The organism is Mariniflexile sp. (assembly GCF_052728615.1).
In genome coordinates, this window is the sequence record NZ_JBFVFE010000010.1 from 1 (window position 1) to 16,555 (window position 16,555).

Sequence of the window (16,555 nt, forward strand, 5' to 3'; positions counted from 1 at the left end):
CTATAAAAGCAAGCAAGGCCATAGAATCAAACAGTTATGCCAAAATGCAGCGTAATGGGAAATTTGTCGTACACCCTTTTTTCTTTTTTTGTTTCTCCAATAAAGCAATTTCCTTATTGATTTTTGCTTCTCCTGTTCTCGCATTGATAATAATTTTGCGGATTTCTGGGTCAACAATTTTCTTTAATTGGTTGTCTTTTAAATCGCTCACTTTCTTGCGCATGTGATAGCCTTTGCTAACTTCTAACGGTGCCTGTCTTTGCCCATAAACATTTTCCTTATGCAATTGACCTCTAACCGCATCGCCAACACTTATAAATGTTTTACCGTTTTTAGTGATGCGTTTTCTAACTTGGGTCAACACATTTCTGTTTTGCTTGTGCGATACTAAAATCTTTTCAGCTTCTTTTTTTGCCGAAGTATGGAAATTCAACCAAGGTTCAGGAAAATTCAATTGCTCTTTATCAAAATGCAATCCTTTGTATTTTGCTTCACGCTGTGCATTATAGACACTTAATTGTTGAAAATAACTTTGTTTTGACAAGGCAATTACCAATGCATCTATGGCATGGTGCCTGTGGTCGTCTCTATTTTTCTTTGGGTCAAATTTTATCTCGCCTGTGTATTTATCTACCCAAATAGTTCCTTCAACCAACGATTGATTTTCTTCTAAAGTTGGTTTTGGGTTTTCAATGACGTTAAATTCTTTTGGCTCATTTACGATGTCAAATACTACCCAATATTTCCCTTCCTTTTGTTGGGTTGTAAATTGATGTTCGGCATCTATTTCTGAAACGAAAACACCTCTATCATTTACTGTTCCTTCAATACAAATTTGATTTGAAGCAAAGGTTGGTCTTTCATTGATGGCTCTCTCATAAATCGGATTTTCTGTATCGATATCCAATAACAACCAATATTTTCCATTTTCATTATTGGTCTCACATTCATAAATATAGGATTTGAAATAATTGTCATTTACTTCGCCAAACAATAAAATTTGCTTTCCTGTTTTTTTAGGTTGCTTTTCTTTTTCTGGCAATATGAATTTTTTATTGGTTACAGGTAATTTTGCCCAATAGGACCCATTGTCAAGATCTTTTGCAGATACCAAACCAATGCCATTGTTCTTAAATTTTTCCCGTTCTATATGTCCTCTTAAAACAATAGTGTTTTCTGTACTTTCCGGTCGTTCTTTAAAGATGCGCACCACCTCAATAGCTTTAGAGATGTTCAACTTTAGCCAATAATCACCATTGTTCAATTCTGGTACGCTAACAGTTAAATCAACATAGTTCTCCAAAGTTTTGAAAACACCTTTATCTACTTTTCCTGTTATGGTCGTTTGGTTAACTTCCAACTTTGGTTTATCATTATAAATGGGCAATGAAGAAATTAAATTATTGTTTTCATCCATTACGACATAATGAGGATAGGCTCTATCTTCTTCTATATTCTTAACGTTTATATCCAGATTCATAACAGGTTGAAGAATATTATTTAATCCCCATAAATGTCTTAATTCCGAAGTAAGTCCTCCTGGAAGTACACGAACGTCTTCACAAACCTGACTCATGATTTCTTTGGTCTTTTTGCTGATATATCGTGTGTCGTTCAACTGCCTTTCTATAAAACTACTTTTCACATCAGCATCTTCAATCTTAATTTTTGAAGTAAAACGCTTTGCTTTCGGATACGGCAATAATCTATAAATCCTTTGTTCGACATCTCCCCAAGTTTCTGCACCACCCCATATTTTAGGGTCATTGTTTTTCAAATAAAATTGATAAGGTGTCAGATTGCCTTTTAGTCCGTTAAATTTTGAATCACACAATGTTTTGTTACCAAAACTATCATTTAAAGAAATACTTTTGGGCATGATGTGTTCTATCTGTATTTTGTTTTCACCACCCAATACATCACTTATGTTTATCGAAATGTTTGTATAAGGACAAACAGTAATAACACCGCGATCTTGCATTTCTTTATAGAGCAACACTTTTTGGATGTTGTTTCTGTCGTGTTTCAGTCCGTATTCAGTTAGCAATTTTTTTGCTGCATCATTCTTTGCGGTGTTTTCTTTAATTCTATCCGATTGATTCTGTCTTCCCTGTTTACTGTTCTTGACATCACGACCCAATTCTACTTGAATCCTGTCAAATTTTCCGTGCTCTTCAAGCAAATGGTTGACAAGTCGTCTTGTTTCATTCAGGCCTTGTTGAACAATTGGGTTTCTTAAGTTTTCAATAGCATCCAATTTGTCTTTCAATTCTTTCTTTTCTATATCCTGACTATGATGATACAGTTTTATAAACCGTTTATCTTCTTTCACAAAACCAAAACCGTTTTCAATCAAATACGATTTAATTTTCTCAATGGCATCTCCTTCTTTATTTGATTTGCCTTTTACAATATTTAGAACATCTTTCTTTAATTGTGCTTCTGAATCTTTAAAATAGTTTATTTGGTCTCCAAACACGTTCATAACGCCGCCCAAGATAGTAGCATCGCTCATTTGCAATCCTTCTCTTAAAAATGGCAATATGTTTTTTATCGCTTTTAAGGAAACATTTGAATATCCTTCCTTTAAATTGATTTTTTCAACTCTGTCAATTAGTTTTTCATCTAAATCAAAATCCGAAATCAATTTTTCAATTAAATTTTCGTTGTCTTCAAAATCTACAAAGCAATGCCATATTTCATCTTTATGCTTTTTCCATATTTCTTTAGAAAATAAAGTCGATAAATGCTTTGTGGTATAATTTCCTGCTACTTTTTGATCATCGGCATAATTCCATTTTTCATATTCCATTTTTAACTTTTTAGGAATTTCCGAAAAATTAAAATTACTGTCTTTGCTATTGATCAAATCCAAAACCTGCAATCTTTGGAACTCGTTAAGCTTTTGTTTTCGTCCGTATTCAATATTATTTATAAATTGATAGGCTCTGAATTCTTCATAAATTGGATGTGAAAGATGGCAAGGTGACTTCCCTTTTTGAAGATATTTTCCGTTTTTTAATACTGTTGGTTCAAATCTGCATTTGGCCAATAGACCTTTTTGGGAACGCAATGGTCTTTGCCAGAACAGCACACTATCTTGACTTTTATGTTTAATAGCCCCTTCATCATAATCGATTTCTCCCCCAAAAAATTCTTTTAATGGCACTATGGATTTTACAACAACTTTAAAAATACTTTTTCCTGTATCTTTATTTTTAATTTCTTCAATAGCAACATTTGGTTGCCCATACTTTTGATATAATTTTTCTATTTTCTTTTGATTTCTATTGGCTTTCAAATTTCCTTTAAGAAAAGTCAGCTTCTTTTTTTCTCCGGTTCTTTCCAATAATCCTAATTGCCCAGCTTGTCTTTCCCATATTTTATCAAACTCTTCAACATACATATCCCGCAACGTATATCTGGCTCTAACACGGAGTTCATTACCATTTTCGTCAGTAATTAATTTGAATGGCTCTCCCTCTATTGGATAAATCGCATTTAAAAAACTGCCCAAGGTACCATCTTCAATGCTGTTTTTAGTTTGGTCAATACCAACCATTCCTTCTTTGCCTTTATAGATTTTCCCATCATCCTTTCCTTTTCTATTGCTCAAAAATCCTCGTCTTTGAATTAAATGGTACAGAACACGTCCCATTTCCTCTAACGTTAAATCTTCGTTTAGGGCTTTATTTCTTAAGTAATAAGGATTTTGTCGATGCCATTCTGTATAAGCTTTTGAACTTGGAGCAATACGTCCAGCCTTTCCTTTGGATTTATCCCATTTTGCCCAAACATCAAGTTCTTTATGAGTCAACGGACACATATCTAAATCAATAAGTGTTCTCAATAGCTTTATTTTCCGTAAACGCTTTCTGTAATATTGACGTCTTTGTTGCCTACTGTTTCTTCGCGCTGCGTTTTTTGATTCTTCCTTTTCTCCTGTTCCAATTGTTTTAGCTACCACGCCTTCTGGGAATATACGGCTTCCCATACCCATTATCTGTTGTTTCTCATCGTCTACAATCGCCCACCCAATCGAGTTGGTTCCCAAATCCAATCCTAATATTTTTGCCATAGTCTCCTAAAATTAATTGGTTTTCAAGGTATTAAAAAACTTCTATTCTACCTTACGGAAAACCGTATTGATTTATCAAAAAGATTTCGCTATATTTGTTGTGATTAAAATTTCTAATCTTTAATCTTATCACAATAAGGCTATATGCCGTAGATGAAAATCTTTAGTCCTGCCTCGGTGGGACTTTTTTGCGCAAAAAAAATCCCCACACAAGTGCGGGGATCTATAAAAAACAACTGAGAGTACTGTTCTTTTAATTTAAAAAACGGGTATCATTAGGATAGGATACTATAGCTTCCATATCAAAATATCTTTCAGATTTTATAAAGTTCGCTAACCAATCAATATAATTTTTTGACTGTCTCTTAAAATTGTAATTCAAATTCGTTTCCATAGGCAAAAGATTTAATTATTTGGGTAAAATTTGTTCAATAATCAACTTGAACAGGATAAAACTACACCCGAAATCTTTAACCAAAAAATTTTATAAAATATATTAGTTCAATAGTTTGAATAAAACTTTAACGTGTTTTTTTTTGCAAAAAAAAACGATAAAATAACTCTTGAAAAAGTTGTTTTATCGCATTGATTGTTAAAAATTAAAAGTTTTTTTTCAATTCCATTGCATCAAAAAAAGCCCCCCCCGTCTTCGCTCGGAATAAGCGATCTACACACTTTTTGCAAACGCAAAAAGTGGTTCTCTGCTTACATATTTCTTCGGTACTGCCCACCAACTTCAAACAAAGCGTTGGTTATTTGCCCTAGTGAGCACACTTTGCAAACTTCCATCAATGCCTCAAAAATATTCTTATTGTTAATGGCTTTCTGTTGAAGGCCTTTCAGCAAGGTTTCGGTACTGTGCGCCTTGTGAAGATTCTCCAATGTTTTTATTTGAAGTTGTTTTTCTTCTTCGGTGGCCCGAATCACTTTCGCAGGTAAAATAGTTGGCGATCCCGTACTGCTTAAAAAGGTGTTTACTCCAATAATTGGAAAGGTGCCATTGTGCTTCAACGTTTCATAATACAGACTTTCTTCTTGTATTTTACTGCGCTGGTACATGGTTTCCATGGCGCCCAATACACCTCCGCGTTCCGTAATTCTATCGAACTCCAATAATACTGCCGCTTCTACCAAATCGGTCAGTTCTTCAATGATAAAAGACCCTTGTATAGGGTTTTCGTTTTTTGCCAATCCTAATTCCTTGTTTATTATCAGTTGAATGGCCATGGCACGACGTACCGATTCCTCCGTTGGTGTAGTTATAGCCTCATCATAAGCATTGGTGTGCAAAGAATTGCAATTATCATAAATGGCATACAATGCTTGTAGTGTGGTACGGATGTCGTTAAAATCAATTTCCTGTGCGTGGAGACTTCTACCCGAGGTTTGAATATGGTATTTTAACATTTGGGCACGTTCGTTAGCACCATATTTAAGTTTCATGGCTTTTGCCCAAATTTTTCGGGCAACGCGACCAATAACGGCATATTCAGGGTCGATACCATTGGAGAAAAAGAAAGATAAGTTGGGGCCGAATTTATTGATATCCATACCGCGACTTAAATAATATTCCACGTAAGTAAACCCGTTAGACAAGGTCAACGCCAATTGTGTAATGGGGTTTGCTCCCGCTTCTGCAATATGATAGCCAGAAATAGACACCGAATAAAAGTTCCGGACATTATTCTCAATAAAATATTCCTGTACATCGCCCATTAAACGCAAGGCAAATTCCGTTGAAAAAATACAGGTGTTTTGCGCTTGGTCTTCTTTTAAAATATCGGCTTGCACCGTTCCCCTAACTTGCGTAATGGTTTTTGTTTTTATATTTTGATAAACCTCTTTTGGCAATACTTGGTCTCCGGTAACCCCCAATAACATTAACCCTAAACCATTATTTCCTTCAGGTAGAAGCCCACCTCCTGTCCTCCCAAAGGGAGGATGATACGCGCTTCCATCCTGGCATATATACTTTGGTCTTTCGACACCTTTTTCTTGAAATATTTTTGAGATTTTAGCTTCGACTTCTTTTTCTAAACCCTTTTCTTTAATGTAAATTTCGCACTGTTGGTCAATCGCAGCATTCATAAAATATCCTAAAAGCATGGGAGCTGGCCCGTTAATAGTCATACTCACCGAGGTCATTTCATCTGCTAGATTAAAACCGGAATACAGTTTTTTGGCATCATCCAAACAACAGATGGACACCCCTGCATTACCAATTTTGCCATAGATATCGGGGCGTAAATCGGGGTCGTTTCCATAAAGCGTTACACTATCAAAAGCAGTGGACAATCGTTTTGCTGGCAAACCCGCACTGACGTAATGAAAACGGCGATTGGTGCGTTCGGGTCCACCTTCCCCTGCAAACATTCTTGCAGGATCTTCCCCGGTTCGTTTGAATGGATACAATCCTGAAGTATATGGGAATTCCCCAGGCACATTTTCCTGTAAACACCATTTTAAAATATCGCCCCAAGCTTGGTATTTTGGTAATGCCACTTTGGGGATTTGTGTATGCGAAAGCGACTCCGAATGCGTTTCTATTTTTATCTCATTGTTTCGGACTTTAAATGAATAAATGGGATTTTTATAAGTCTCAACTTTTCCATCCCAATTTATGATGGTTTCCCAATGGAATGGGTCTAGGTTTCGTTTTACACGGTCGAACTCTGAAATTAATAGTTTAATGAAATCTTTGTTATCATCCTGTCCCGAAAGCTTTCGGGATTGTTTTAGGATTTTATCACTATTAAGCCCCGACTTATTCAAATATGATTTCTCACTTGCGTTCGAAATGACTGCAACGGAACAAATGGTTTTATAAATCCCAAAAAGTTTTTGGGCGACTTCAGCTTGTTCATTAACTTTAGAATCATAATTACGATTGTTCTCTGCTATTTCAGATAAATAACGGGTTCGTGATGGCGGTATCACAAAAATCTTTTCACTCATTTCATTTGAAATCGTAAAGGTCGATTTTAAATCTGCCAATCCTTTTTCAACCAATTTATCCATGACCGCTTTATAAAGCGTATTCATGCCGGGGTCGTTGAATTGTGATGCAATCGTACCAAAAACGGGTAATTGGTCTTGAGGGGTGTCCCAAAGATTATGGTTGCGCATGTACTGCTTTTTTACATCGCGCAGTGCATCCAATGAACCTCGTTTGTCGAACTTATTGATGGCTACTAAATCGGCAAAATCAAGCATATCGATTTTTTCCAACTGGGTGGCGGCACCAAATTCCGGGGTCATCACATATAAGGACACATCAGAATGCTCAATAATTTCGGTGTCCGATTGCCCAATTCCCGATGTTTCCAAAATAATTAAATCGTATTCGGCCGCTTTCAAAACCCCAATCGCTTCATGTACATATTTTGACAATGCCAAATTAGATTGACGGGTTGCCAAACTGCGCATATAAACCCGTGGATTGTTGATGGCATTCATACGGATCCTATCTCCCAACAAGGCACCGCCCGTTTTACGTTTTGATGGGTCAACGGATATAATTCCAACCGTTTTTTCGGGGAAATCGACCAAAAAACGACGCACCAATTCATCAACCAAACTCGATTTTCCGGCACCACCTGTTCCTGTGATGCCCAAAACGGACCCTCCTAACCTCCCCGAAGGGGAGGAACTATTATGATAAAATACTTTTTCAAAAGCTTCATGATTGTTTTCTGCGAGCGAAATCAATCTTGCAATGACTCTTAAATCCTTATTTTTTAATTTCTTAGAGAATTCCTCCTTACTCATTTTAAACAACCAAGAAGCATCCGTATTATGATTGATAGCACGCATTGGCTCCCCTCCTTCGGAGGGGTTGGGGGAGGCACTTTCCACCAAATCATTAATCATCCCTTGCAAACCCAATTCCCTGCCATCATCTGGAGAATAAATCCGTGTAATGCCATAATCCATCAATTCCTTGATTTCTGAAGGCAAAATAACACCGCCGCCACCGCCAAAAATTTTAATATGGCTCGCACCTCTTTCCTTCAAAAGGTCATACATATACTTAAAATACTCATTATGCCCTCCTTGGTAGGAGGTCAAACAAATAGCATTGACGTCTTCTTGAATGGCCGTATTAACTACTTCCTCTACACTTCTATCGTGCCCCAGATGGATCACCTCAACACCAGTCGCTTGGATAATGCGCCGCATAATATTTATGGACGCATCATGGCCGTCAAACAACGATGCCGCTGTAACAATTCTAACTTTATGTTTTGGTTTATAGGGTGCTATCTGGATCATTCTAAAATAAATTAATTATACTGGCTGTAAATTTACGAAATATTCAAAAAAACTTAGCATTTGCAAACGATTATCTAAAATTATAATCTCTGCTATACCCAATCTAATTTTTAGGTTAATTTTGGACATCAATCATTTTTATTCAAATGCAAAAGATTACTATTTTAATTCATTGTAAAGACCGCCCGAATATCATTGCTACCGTTACCAATTTTATTGCCCAAAAAGACGGGAATATTGTGTACATAGACCAACATGTGGACAGGGAGCAAAACATCTTTTTTATGCGTTTGGAAAGTGAATTTGCTGAAGAATCGTTTTCAGCAGATGCTTTTAGGGATGCCTTTAAAACTTCCTTAGCCACTACTTTTGGAATGAAATGGCGTATTTATTCTTCTGCCAGAAAACCAAAAATGGCACTTTTTATTTCCAAATACGACCATTGTTTGTATGATTTATTGGGACGTTATAATTCTGGTGAACTTAATTTGGAAATCCCTTTCATAATCAGTAATCATTTGGATTTAAAACCCATTGCCGATAGTTTTAAAATTCCGTTTTACCACGTTCCTGTTACTAAGGACACCAAAGAAGAAGCGGAGCAAAAACAACTGGAACTGCTTGAAAAGCATCACATTGATTTTATTGTTTTGGCAAGGTACATGCAGATTATTACTGAAAAATTAATTGCGAAATACCCCAACAAAATCATTAACATACACCATTCGTTTTTACCTGCGTTTGTGGGCGCCAAACCCTACCATTCGGCTTTTAAACGTGGGGTAAAAATAATAGGTGCTACCAGCCATTATGTAACCGAGGAATTGGATGCGGGCCCTATTATAGACCAAGGTGTAACCCGTGTTTCCCATGCACATTCCATTGACGATTTAATTGCCAAAGGGCGCGATTTGGAAAAAATAGTTTTGGCCAATGCTGTTAAACTGCATACCAACCGAAAAGTAATGGTTTACAATAACAAAACGGTTATTTTCTCGTAATTACCTATATTTACCATTCTTAAGAACCCCAAAATCAAATAAACATGATACGTAAATTTTTAGCATTCATTTTAATTTTCAATGTAACAGCTTGTGCCGAACTGCAACAAGTAGTAAATCAATTACCCCAAGGCGGACTTGGAAATGATGAAATTGCCGCTGGATTAAGACAAGCCTTAGACTTTGGCATAGACAAACAAGTAACCAAACTAACGCAAACCGATGGTTTTTTTAAAAATGACTTGGTCAAGATTTTATTACCTGAAGAATTACAAAAAGTAGATAAAGGTTTAAGGGATATTGGTTTGGGGAAACTTGCCGATGAAGGCTTAAAAGTACTTAACCGCGCTGCTGAAGATGCCGTTAAGGAAGCCACCCCCATATTTGTTGATGCCGTTAAGGGTATCACATTTGCCGATGCCAAAAATATTTTACTTGGTGGTAACGATTCGGCAACCCAATATTTAACCACTAAAACACAAACGGCTTTGTACGCCAAGTTTAACCCAGTTATTAAAAATTCGTTTAGTAAAGTGGGTGCTGATGCCGTTTGGAACAACCTGATAACTAGATATAACAGCATTCCTTTCACGGCAGATGTGAACCCCGATTTAACGGATTATGTAACCGGTGAAGCCCTAAAAGGTGTTTACACGATGATTGCTGTGGAAGAAAAACAAATACGTACCAATTTAGCCTCTAGAACTACTGATCTATTGAGAAAGGTTTTTGCTTTGCAAGACTAAAAAGTTTACTTTTTTTTATAGCTTTTTTTGAAAGTGTTAAAAAAAAATTAAATGTTTTTGATATTTCTGAATAAAAAATGTATATTTAATTACTTGTTATTCAGTAATCTATATGGGCATCAATGATATCATAAAAAATCGTCAAAAAAAACTCGATGAGCGCTATAAAGAGCTTATGGAGCAAGCTTACAACTTCCGTCAAACCGACGCAGAACTTAGCGATCTTTCAGAATTTAAAGCCATGAGACTTCTCAATAAATTAAATACGCTGCGCTATTTTTCAAGAAATCAAGCTAAACGTTAGTTTAAGTTTTTTTAATTATTCGAACTCATCTTGACTTTTTCTATTTCCTAAAAAACGGCTAAAATTCGTCCATATTTCGTTACCTTTTTTATGTGTAGTGATGCTATGCCTTTCAAAAAGTGCCTCATCTGAACAAATTTTATCTCGTTTTCGGTCAAAAACAAAAAGTCAAGATGAGTTCTTCTTTAACTTTCTTATCACATCTAAAACCTATAAACTCACGTACTTTATATAAAAAAGTTATGAGTCCACATTTTTGTAGAGTAAGGAAGATCAGTCCCAATTTGAATAAATTAATCAGCTTAGAGGAATTTGAGAAAAGAATATCACACTTTGTTGAAGATATCACTAAAGTGGATTATCCTGAAGGGTTGCGTGCAAGTTTTTAAAATACTTGAATGCTTTGGCAAGTCTGGACCCATGCCACGAGAAATATTCCCCATCTCCTAAAACAATTTGGGCATTGGGAAAATACGCTTGAACTTCCTTAAAATGCATTGTTTTGAAAGGGTATGGTTCGCTTGATAAAATCACCAGATCAACAGCCATATTAGGTTGTAAACTGCTCAATTGTATTTCTGGATATCGACTCTGTCCTTCATATACATTTTCGAATTTATTCAGTCTCATCATATTATTGATGAACGTATGGTTCGCTGCTACCATCCACGGAGATTTCCAAATAAAATAAGCTGTTCTTTTTGGTTTTAGGGGTTTCATAAACAGCTCAAAATCCCTTTGCTCATTAATGATGGTATCTGCAATTCCCAAAGCTTTTTCTTCCTTATTAAAAATAGCGCCATATTGCTTGATCATGTCTATGCTATCCAAAATAGTAATAACATCGGAAACATGTACGTTGCAAAGGGTTTGGCACGCATCCACTATTTCAATAGTGTTTTCTTCTTTATTGCAAAGGATAATATCGGGCTGTAATGCGGCCATTTTATCAAATTGAATTTGTTTGGTACCGCCAACCACATCTGCATGTTTTTTTATATCTTTTGGATGGATACAAAATTTAGTAACTCCTACTATATGATTTTTTAATCCTAAATCGCACAATAATTCGGTTTGGCTCGGCACTAAAGAAACAATGCGTTTGGGGGAAGTTTTAAAATGAAGTTTTCTATGTAGTTGGTCGTGAATTTCCATATAAAAGACTCCTGATTTTTAAGGATACGAAACGGATTTTTAGTTATTGAGTATCACTTCCATTTCTAATTGAAGTTCTTTGGCTTTAGCGGCAGCAACTTCTGCAAAATCTTTGTTGTTGGAAGCGTAGATAATTCCTCTGGAAGAATTTATTAGCAGGCCAACCTGCTTATTCATCCCGTATTTACACACATCTTGCAAATTACCACCTTGAGCGCCTACACCGGGCACCAATAAAAAGTTATCGGGAATTATTTTTCTGATCTCGGCTAAATATTTTGCTTTGGTGGCACCAACCACATACATTAAATTTTCAGAATTTTTCCAAGTTTTAGAGGTTTCCAAAACCTGTTTATACAACTCTTTTCCATCAACAGTTTTTGTCTGGAAATCGAAAGCGCCTTCGTTGGAGGTTAACGCCAATAAAATAGTATGTTTGTTCTCAAAAGCTAAAAAAGGCTCCACGGAATCTTTTCCCATATACGGAGCAACCGTAACGGAATCAAACGCTAAATCTTCAAAAAAAGCTTTGGCATACATGGTGCTGGTGTTGCCAATATCGCCACGTTTGGCATCGGCAATCGTAAAAATTTCTGGATGGTTTTCATTTAAATAATTGATGGTTTTTTCTAAAGCCTTCCAACCTTTCAAACCATAGGCTTCGTAAAATGCGGTGTTTGGTTTGTAGGCTACACAAAAATGGTGTGTGGCATCAATAATCGCTTTATTGAAAGTAAAAATGGGGTCTTCTTCTTTTAAAAGGTGTGCTGGTATTTTGTTTAAATCGACATCCAATCCGATACATAGATAGGATTTCTTTTTTTGGATTTGGGATATTAAATATTCTTGAGTCATTGAAAAAAGTACAATAAAGTATATGAGCTTATTTCCAAATCTTTTTGAAAATATGCCATAAATGGTTTGAGATCATCATTTTTGATGAAATCTGTTTCTTTTTTTTCTATTTTTGGAAACAGAACAACAAAACTATCATCTTGAAAATTTAGTATATCTGAATCCTTTTTTTTATCTAAAATTTCTTTTATAGTTATAAACTCTTCCTTGTTACAAATTAATTTAGAAATCCATAAGAAATCATCGATAATTTCATTTTTGTTTTCATTATACAAAAAATCTTTAGGAACAACAAATGTAACAGATTTTCTAATGGAGTCACATTTTAATCCTGAGGGCACGAGAGATATGTTAAGCTTTTTGTTTTCAGATATTTCTACAGTGGCTGTAAATGTCTCTTTATCCCAATAATAATCTTTTAAGTCTTTTACGTTAGCTAAATAAACCTCCTCAAATTTTGATGTTTTCTCAATACAATCTGCATAACTTGGTCCTTCCATAAATTGTTTCTTGAGTTCTTGATGAAAACCTAATTCATCGGACTGTTCATGTTTATCATTCATGACTTTACATCCTCCCAAAAACAAACCAATAAAAATAAATAAGAATACTTTCATTCACATAATAGTAAAACTCCTGTCACCACAGTAACTATAAAAAAATTATTCTTGACCCGAGCGTTAGCTAACAGGCGAAGCAATTCGTGGCCATTTTAAATCACATCACTATTCGCTTTTAACTTTTCGGTGTTTTCGGCCAATTGTAGTTCGTCAATAATGCGTTGGATATCGCCATTTACAATGTTTGATAAATCGTAAAGCGTTAAGCCAACTCTATGGTCGGTTACACGTCCTTGCGGATAATTATAAGTTCTAATCTTAGCGCTTCTATCGCCCGAAGTTACCATGGTGCCTCGTTTTGCAGCATCTTCGGCATTCTTTTTAGCCAACTCCATTTCGTATAAACGCGAACGCAATACCCTAAACGCTTTCTCTTTATTTTTATGTTGCGATTTTTGATCCTGACACTGCGCCACCAATCCGGTTGGTAAATGCGTTAATCGCACCGCGGAATAGGTGGTATTTACAGACTGCCCACCGGGACCCGACGAACAGAAAAAATCGATACGCACCTCTTTTGGGTTTATTTCCACATCAAACTCTTCAGCTTCAGGAAACACCATCACGGTGGCGGCACTGGTATGCACACGCCCTTGCGTTTCGGTTTGTGGCACCCGTTGTACACGGTGCACACCGGCTTCAAATTTTAAAGTTCCGTACACATCTTCACCGGAAACTTCAAATTGGATTTCCTTGAAACCACCATTGGTGCCTTCACTAAAATCAACCGTATCAACTTTCCAACCTTTGCTCTCACAGTATTTTGTGTACATTCTGAATAAATCGCCCGCAAAAATACTCGCTTCATCGCCACCCGTTCCTGCACGTAGTTCAACCACCGCATTTTTAGTGTCTTCTGGGTCTTTCGGTATTAAAAGGAACTTTATGGCGTCTTCTATTCTCGGAATGCTCTCTTTAGCTTCATCATATTGCATTTTAGCCATTTCAACCATTTCTGCGTCCCCACCTTCGGAAATAATAGCTTCCGCCTCGGCAAAATTATTGGTTGCCTCAATATACTCCTCGCGTTTTTCCATCAGCACTTTAAGGTCTTTGTATTCTTTATTTAATGCGATGTAACGCTTTTGGTCGGTCATGATATCCGGTTGGATGATCAAATCGCTCACCTCGTCAAAACGTTGTTTTACTATTTGTAATTTGTCTAACATGTACCTTTTTAAATTGTGGCTCAAAAATACGATAAATTATGAATTTTTGATAGTTGGAACATGAGTATTGAAAACTATCTTTAGAATACTGCTAAATGGGTATCTTAAAGGCTTCCCAGGTTTTCATCTATATTCAGGGTCGTTGGTGGAAACCATATTTGCCATCGGAGGAATTCCGAAAAAAGGAAAATTTGTCGTACACCCAAAGCCATTTAGTTTTAAATTCTTGCCAATGTCTATGTATATGGGCTATGGTGTCTGCCTGCCCGCCCTTAGGTATGAGCTTGCAAGCAATAGCGGTTTTGTTAGTGGAAGTTATATAATCTTTGATTCAAATTCTGTAAAGTAATGGCTATCAGATGCTTTAATTTAGAGGATTGTTGAAATAAATTTAAAAACTGAAAATAAGGTTGGATACTACCAGAAACGTTATGAAAAAATATGCTGTTATTGGAAGCGGTCCTACTTCCATATACTTATTGAAACATATATTCGATTATATTGGTATTTTGAAAAAGGAAATACATTCCATTAGCATTTTTGAGAAGTGTGATATTTTAGGTATGGGTATGCCATATAACCCTCATACTACCGATCTGTATAATTTATCCAATATTTCATCGGAAGAATTGCCGGAATTGGATATTTCATTTGCCAACTGGTTAAAGAAACAACCCAAATCTAAACTGAATGCCTGGGGAATCGATAAAGAGAAAATCAGTAAAAAAGAAGTTTACAATCGGTTGGCTCTCGGTCAATATTTTCAATCCCAATATCAAACCATCATAAAAAAACTCTCAAATTCAGGGATCATCATAAAGGAATTTCCAAAAACACAGATCATAGACATACAGTATAACAGAACTACAGAAACCGCAACCTTAATAGCACATAAAAATTTGGAGTTTACATGCGATAAAGTTATTATAGCAACAGGGCATGTTTGGAATGAGGAAGACCATCCGGCAGCGGGTTATTATGGGTCTCCTTGGCCCATAAAAAAAGTATTTCCTAAACCAAACACCTTTCACAATTTTACTGTTGGAACACTCGGTGCATCGCTTAGTGCTTTTGATGTGGTTTCTTCCTTGGCCAGAAGGCACGGTGAATTTAAAGAAACCAACAACGGAGCATTGATTTTTGAAAGTTTTAAAGGTGCCGAAAAGTTTAAAATTGTGATGCATTCCGAAAATGGCTGGCTGCCACATTTACAGTATGAGCAGGAAAAACCCATAAGGGAAATTTACCGCCATTTGAATAGAGAAGCTGTTTTTAATGCGTTGGATGCTGCAGGTTTTTTGAGAATTGAAACGTTTTTCCATAAATTTTGTCGAAAAGCATTGGCTGTTGCTTTCAAAAAAGACGGGATGCCAACTATGGAAAAAAAAGTTTCGGAACGTGATTGTTCGTTTTCCGATTTTGTAGAAGACATGACCGAAAAGCATGAGTTTGAAAATGCGTTTGAAGGCATGCGCATGGAAATGGAAAAATCCAAGCAATCCGTACAACATAACAAACCCATTCATTGGAAGGAAGTAACAGACGATTTAATGTACGCCCTAAATTTTCATGCGGAATTGATGCCTGCGGAAGATCATCTGTATTTCCACAAGAAAATCATGCCTTTTTTAATGAATGTGATTGCCGCAATGCCCATACCATCTGGCAACCTATTGTTAGCGCTTTATGATGCAGGGAAAATTGAAATGATTTCTGGCCATGCAGAAGTTTTGGAAACCAAAAACGATCCATACACCAAGGTAACCGTTTCCAATGGCGATGCCCAGGAAATTTTAAAGTATGATATGTTTATTGACTGTCGTGGTCAACAACCCATCAATTTAAAAAATTATCCGTTTCAATCCTTGGTCAAAGATGGATTTGTAACCAGTTCCCAAATTAAGTTTGAAAGCACCACGAAAGCCAAACAATTAATGGGTTCAGATAAAAGCCATACAATTGTTAAAAAGAAAAACAACTTTTACTACAACTTTGATGGCATCGCTATAGATTCCGGTTATTCCATCATGGATTCCCATGGAGAAGCCATTCATAATATCCACGATATTTCGTTCACGCATATTACGGGCTTGCGTCCCTACTCTTATGGCTTACAAGCTTGTGAAGCCACCAGCGGCATATTGGTATCGGTTTGGGTAAAATCGATTGAAAACAATACTGAAATTAATGCAAACATGGAAAATATCACCGAAATATATAAGGAGGATGTTAATTTATAGTTTAAATGGGTTCTTACCCACTTTTAGCAAACATAGTTAATTTCAACAACTAAAATCCATCGAAATTCCCGACTTCAAATTTTAAAATGATTCTGTATAATTATGTAACAAACCA

General features: G+C 36.2%; 10 protein-coding genes. 4 read left to right on the plus strand and 6 right to left on the minus strand.

The window, feature by feature from the left end:
- Nucleotides 1-34 precede the first annotated feature (34 nt).
- Together cas9 and ACU1LP_RS05770 are read right to left on the minus strand one after the other, a co-directional pair.
- On the minus strand, nucleotides 35-4,078 hold the full coding sequence (gene cas9 / locus ACU1LP_RS05765) for a type II CRISPR RNA-guided endonuclease Cas9 (RefSeq protein WP_445735813.1): 4,044 nt from the start codon (nucleotides 4,076-4,078) through the stop codon (nucleotides 35-37).
- A 705-nt stretch (nucleotides 4,079-4,783) separates the two neighbouring features.
- Nucleotides 4,784-8,350 carry a methylmalonyl-CoA mutase family protein gene (locus ACU1LP_RS05770; RefSeq protein ID WP_445735814.1) on the minus strand — a complete coding sequence of 1,189 codons (3,567 nt, stop codon included), beginning with the start codon at nucleotides 8,348-8,350 and terminating at the stop codon, nucleotides 4,784-4,786.
- A 146-nt stretch (nucleotides 8,351-8,496) separates the two neighbouring features.
- Here ACU1LP_RS05770 and purU point away from each other — a divergent pair, with 146 nt between their 5' ends.
- The 3 genes from purU (at nucleotide 8,497) to ACU1LP_RS05785 (ending at nucleotide 10,401) form a co-directional block, all read left to right on the plus strand.
- Nucleotides 8,497-9,351, plus strand: a complete 855-nt coding sequence (gene purU / locus ACU1LP_RS05775) for a formyltetrahydrofolate deformylase (RefSeq protein WP_445735815.1) — start codon at nucleotides 8,497-8,499, stop codon at nucleotides 9,349-9,351.
- A 44-nt stretch (nucleotides 9,352-9,395) separates the two neighbouring features.
- Nucleotides 9,396-10,097, plus strand: coding sequence for a DUF4197 domain-containing protein (locus tag ACU1LP_RS05780; protein WP_445735816.1), 702 nt, complete (start codon nucleotides 9,396-9,398; stop codon nucleotides 10,095-10,097).
- Between the two features lie 112 nt (nucleotides 10,098-10,209).
- Nucleotides 10,210-10,401 carry a Lacal_2735 family protein gene (locus ACU1LP_RS05785; RefSeq protein ID WP_445735817.1) on the plus strand — a complete coding sequence of 64 codons (192 nt, stop codon included), beginning with the start codon at nucleotides 10,210-10,212 and terminating at the stop codon, nucleotides 10,399-10,401.
- Nucleotides 10,402-10,749: 348 nt separating this feature from the next.
- Here ACU1LP_RS05785 and ACU1LP_RS05790 read toward each other — a convergent pair whose 3' ends face one another.
- From ACU1LP_RS05790 to prfA, 4 genes are all read right to left on the minus strand, one after another.
- Nucleotides 10,750-11,556 (minus strand): ABC transporter substrate-binding protein, encoded by an 807-nt coding sequence (locus ACU1LP_RS05790; RefSeq protein WP_445735818.1) that lies wholly within the window; start codon nucleotides 11,554-11,556, stop codon nucleotides 10,750-10,752.
- A 39-nt stretch (nucleotides 11,557-11,595) separates the two neighbouring features.
- Nucleotides 11,596-12,411: an orotidine-5'-phosphate decarboxylase gene (gene pyrF / locus ACU1LP_RS05795; protein WP_445735819.1), complete on the minus strand. Its 816-nt coding sequence runs from the start codon at nucleotides 12,409-12,411 to the stop codon at nucleotides 11,596-11,598.
- A complete protein-coding gene (locus ACU1LP_RS05800) occupies nucleotides 12,408-13,028 on the minus strand; it encodes a hypothetical protein (RefSeq protein ID WP_445732327.1) in 621 nt (206 codons plus the stop codon). The genes pyrF and ACU1LP_RS05800 overlap by 4 nt, the downstream gene beginning before the upstream one ends.
- A gap of 95 nt (nucleotides 13,029-13,123) precedes the next feature.
- Nucleotides 13,124-14,200, minus strand: coding sequence for a peptide chain release factor 1 (gene prfA, locus ACU1LP_RS05805; protein WP_445732326.1), 1,077 nt, complete (start codon nucleotides 14,198-14,200; stop codon nucleotides 13,124-13,126).
- A 431-nt stretch (nucleotides 14,201-14,631) separates the two neighbouring features.
- On the opposite strand from prfA, the gene ACU1LP_RS05810 reads away from it, so the two are divergent.
- Nucleotides 14,632-16,440 carry an FAD/NAD(P)-binding protein gene (locus ACU1LP_RS05810; protein ID WP_445735820.1) on the plus strand — a complete coding sequence of 603 codons (1,809 nt, stop codon included), beginning with the start codon at nucleotides 14,632-14,634 and terminating at the stop codon, nucleotides 16,438-16,440.
- Nucleotides 16,441-16,555: the final 115 nt, after the last annotated feature.

Excerpts from the sequence above, each read along its gene's own strand:
- cas9 (WP_445735813.1), bottom strand. The coding sequence starts at position 4,078 with ATGGCAAAAATATTAGGATTGGATTTGGGAACCAACTCGATTGGGTGG.
- ACU1LP_RS05770 (WP_445735814.1), bottom strand. The coding sequence starts at position 8,350 with ATGATCCAGATAGCACCCTATAAACCAAAACATAAAGTTAGAATTGTT.
- purU (WP_445735815.1), top strand. The coding sequence starts at position 8,497 with ATGCAAAAGATTACTATTTTAATTCATTGTAAAGACCGCCCGAATATC.
- ACU1LP_RS05780 (WP_445735816.1), top strand. The coding sequence starts at position 9,396 with ATGATACGTAAATTTTTAGCATTCATTTTAATTTTCAATGTAACAGCT.
- ACU1LP_RS05785 (WP_445735817.1), top strand. The coding sequence starts at position 10,210 with ATGGGCATCAATGATATCATAAAAAATCGTCAAAAAAAACTCGATGAG.
- ACU1LP_RS05790 (WP_445735818.1), bottom strand. The coding sequence starts at position 11,556 with ATGGAAATTCACGACCAACTACATAGAAAACTTCATTTTAAAACTTCC.
- pyrF (WP_445735819.1), bottom strand. The coding sequence starts at position 12,411 with ATGACTCAAGAATATTTAATATCCCAAATCCAAAAAAAGAAATCCTAT.
- ACU1LP_RS05800 (WP_445732327.1), bottom strand. The coding sequence starts at position 13,028 with ATGAAAGTATTCTTATTTATTTTTATTGGTTTGTTTTTGGGAGGATGT.
- prfA (WP_445732326.1), bottom strand. The coding sequence starts at position 14,200 with ATGTTAGACAAATTACAAATAGTAAAACAACGTTTTGACGAGGTGAGC.
- ACU1LP_RS05810 (WP_445735820.1), top strand. The coding sequence starts at position 14,632 with ATGAAAAAATATGCTGTTATTGGAAGCGGTCCTACTTCCATATACTTA.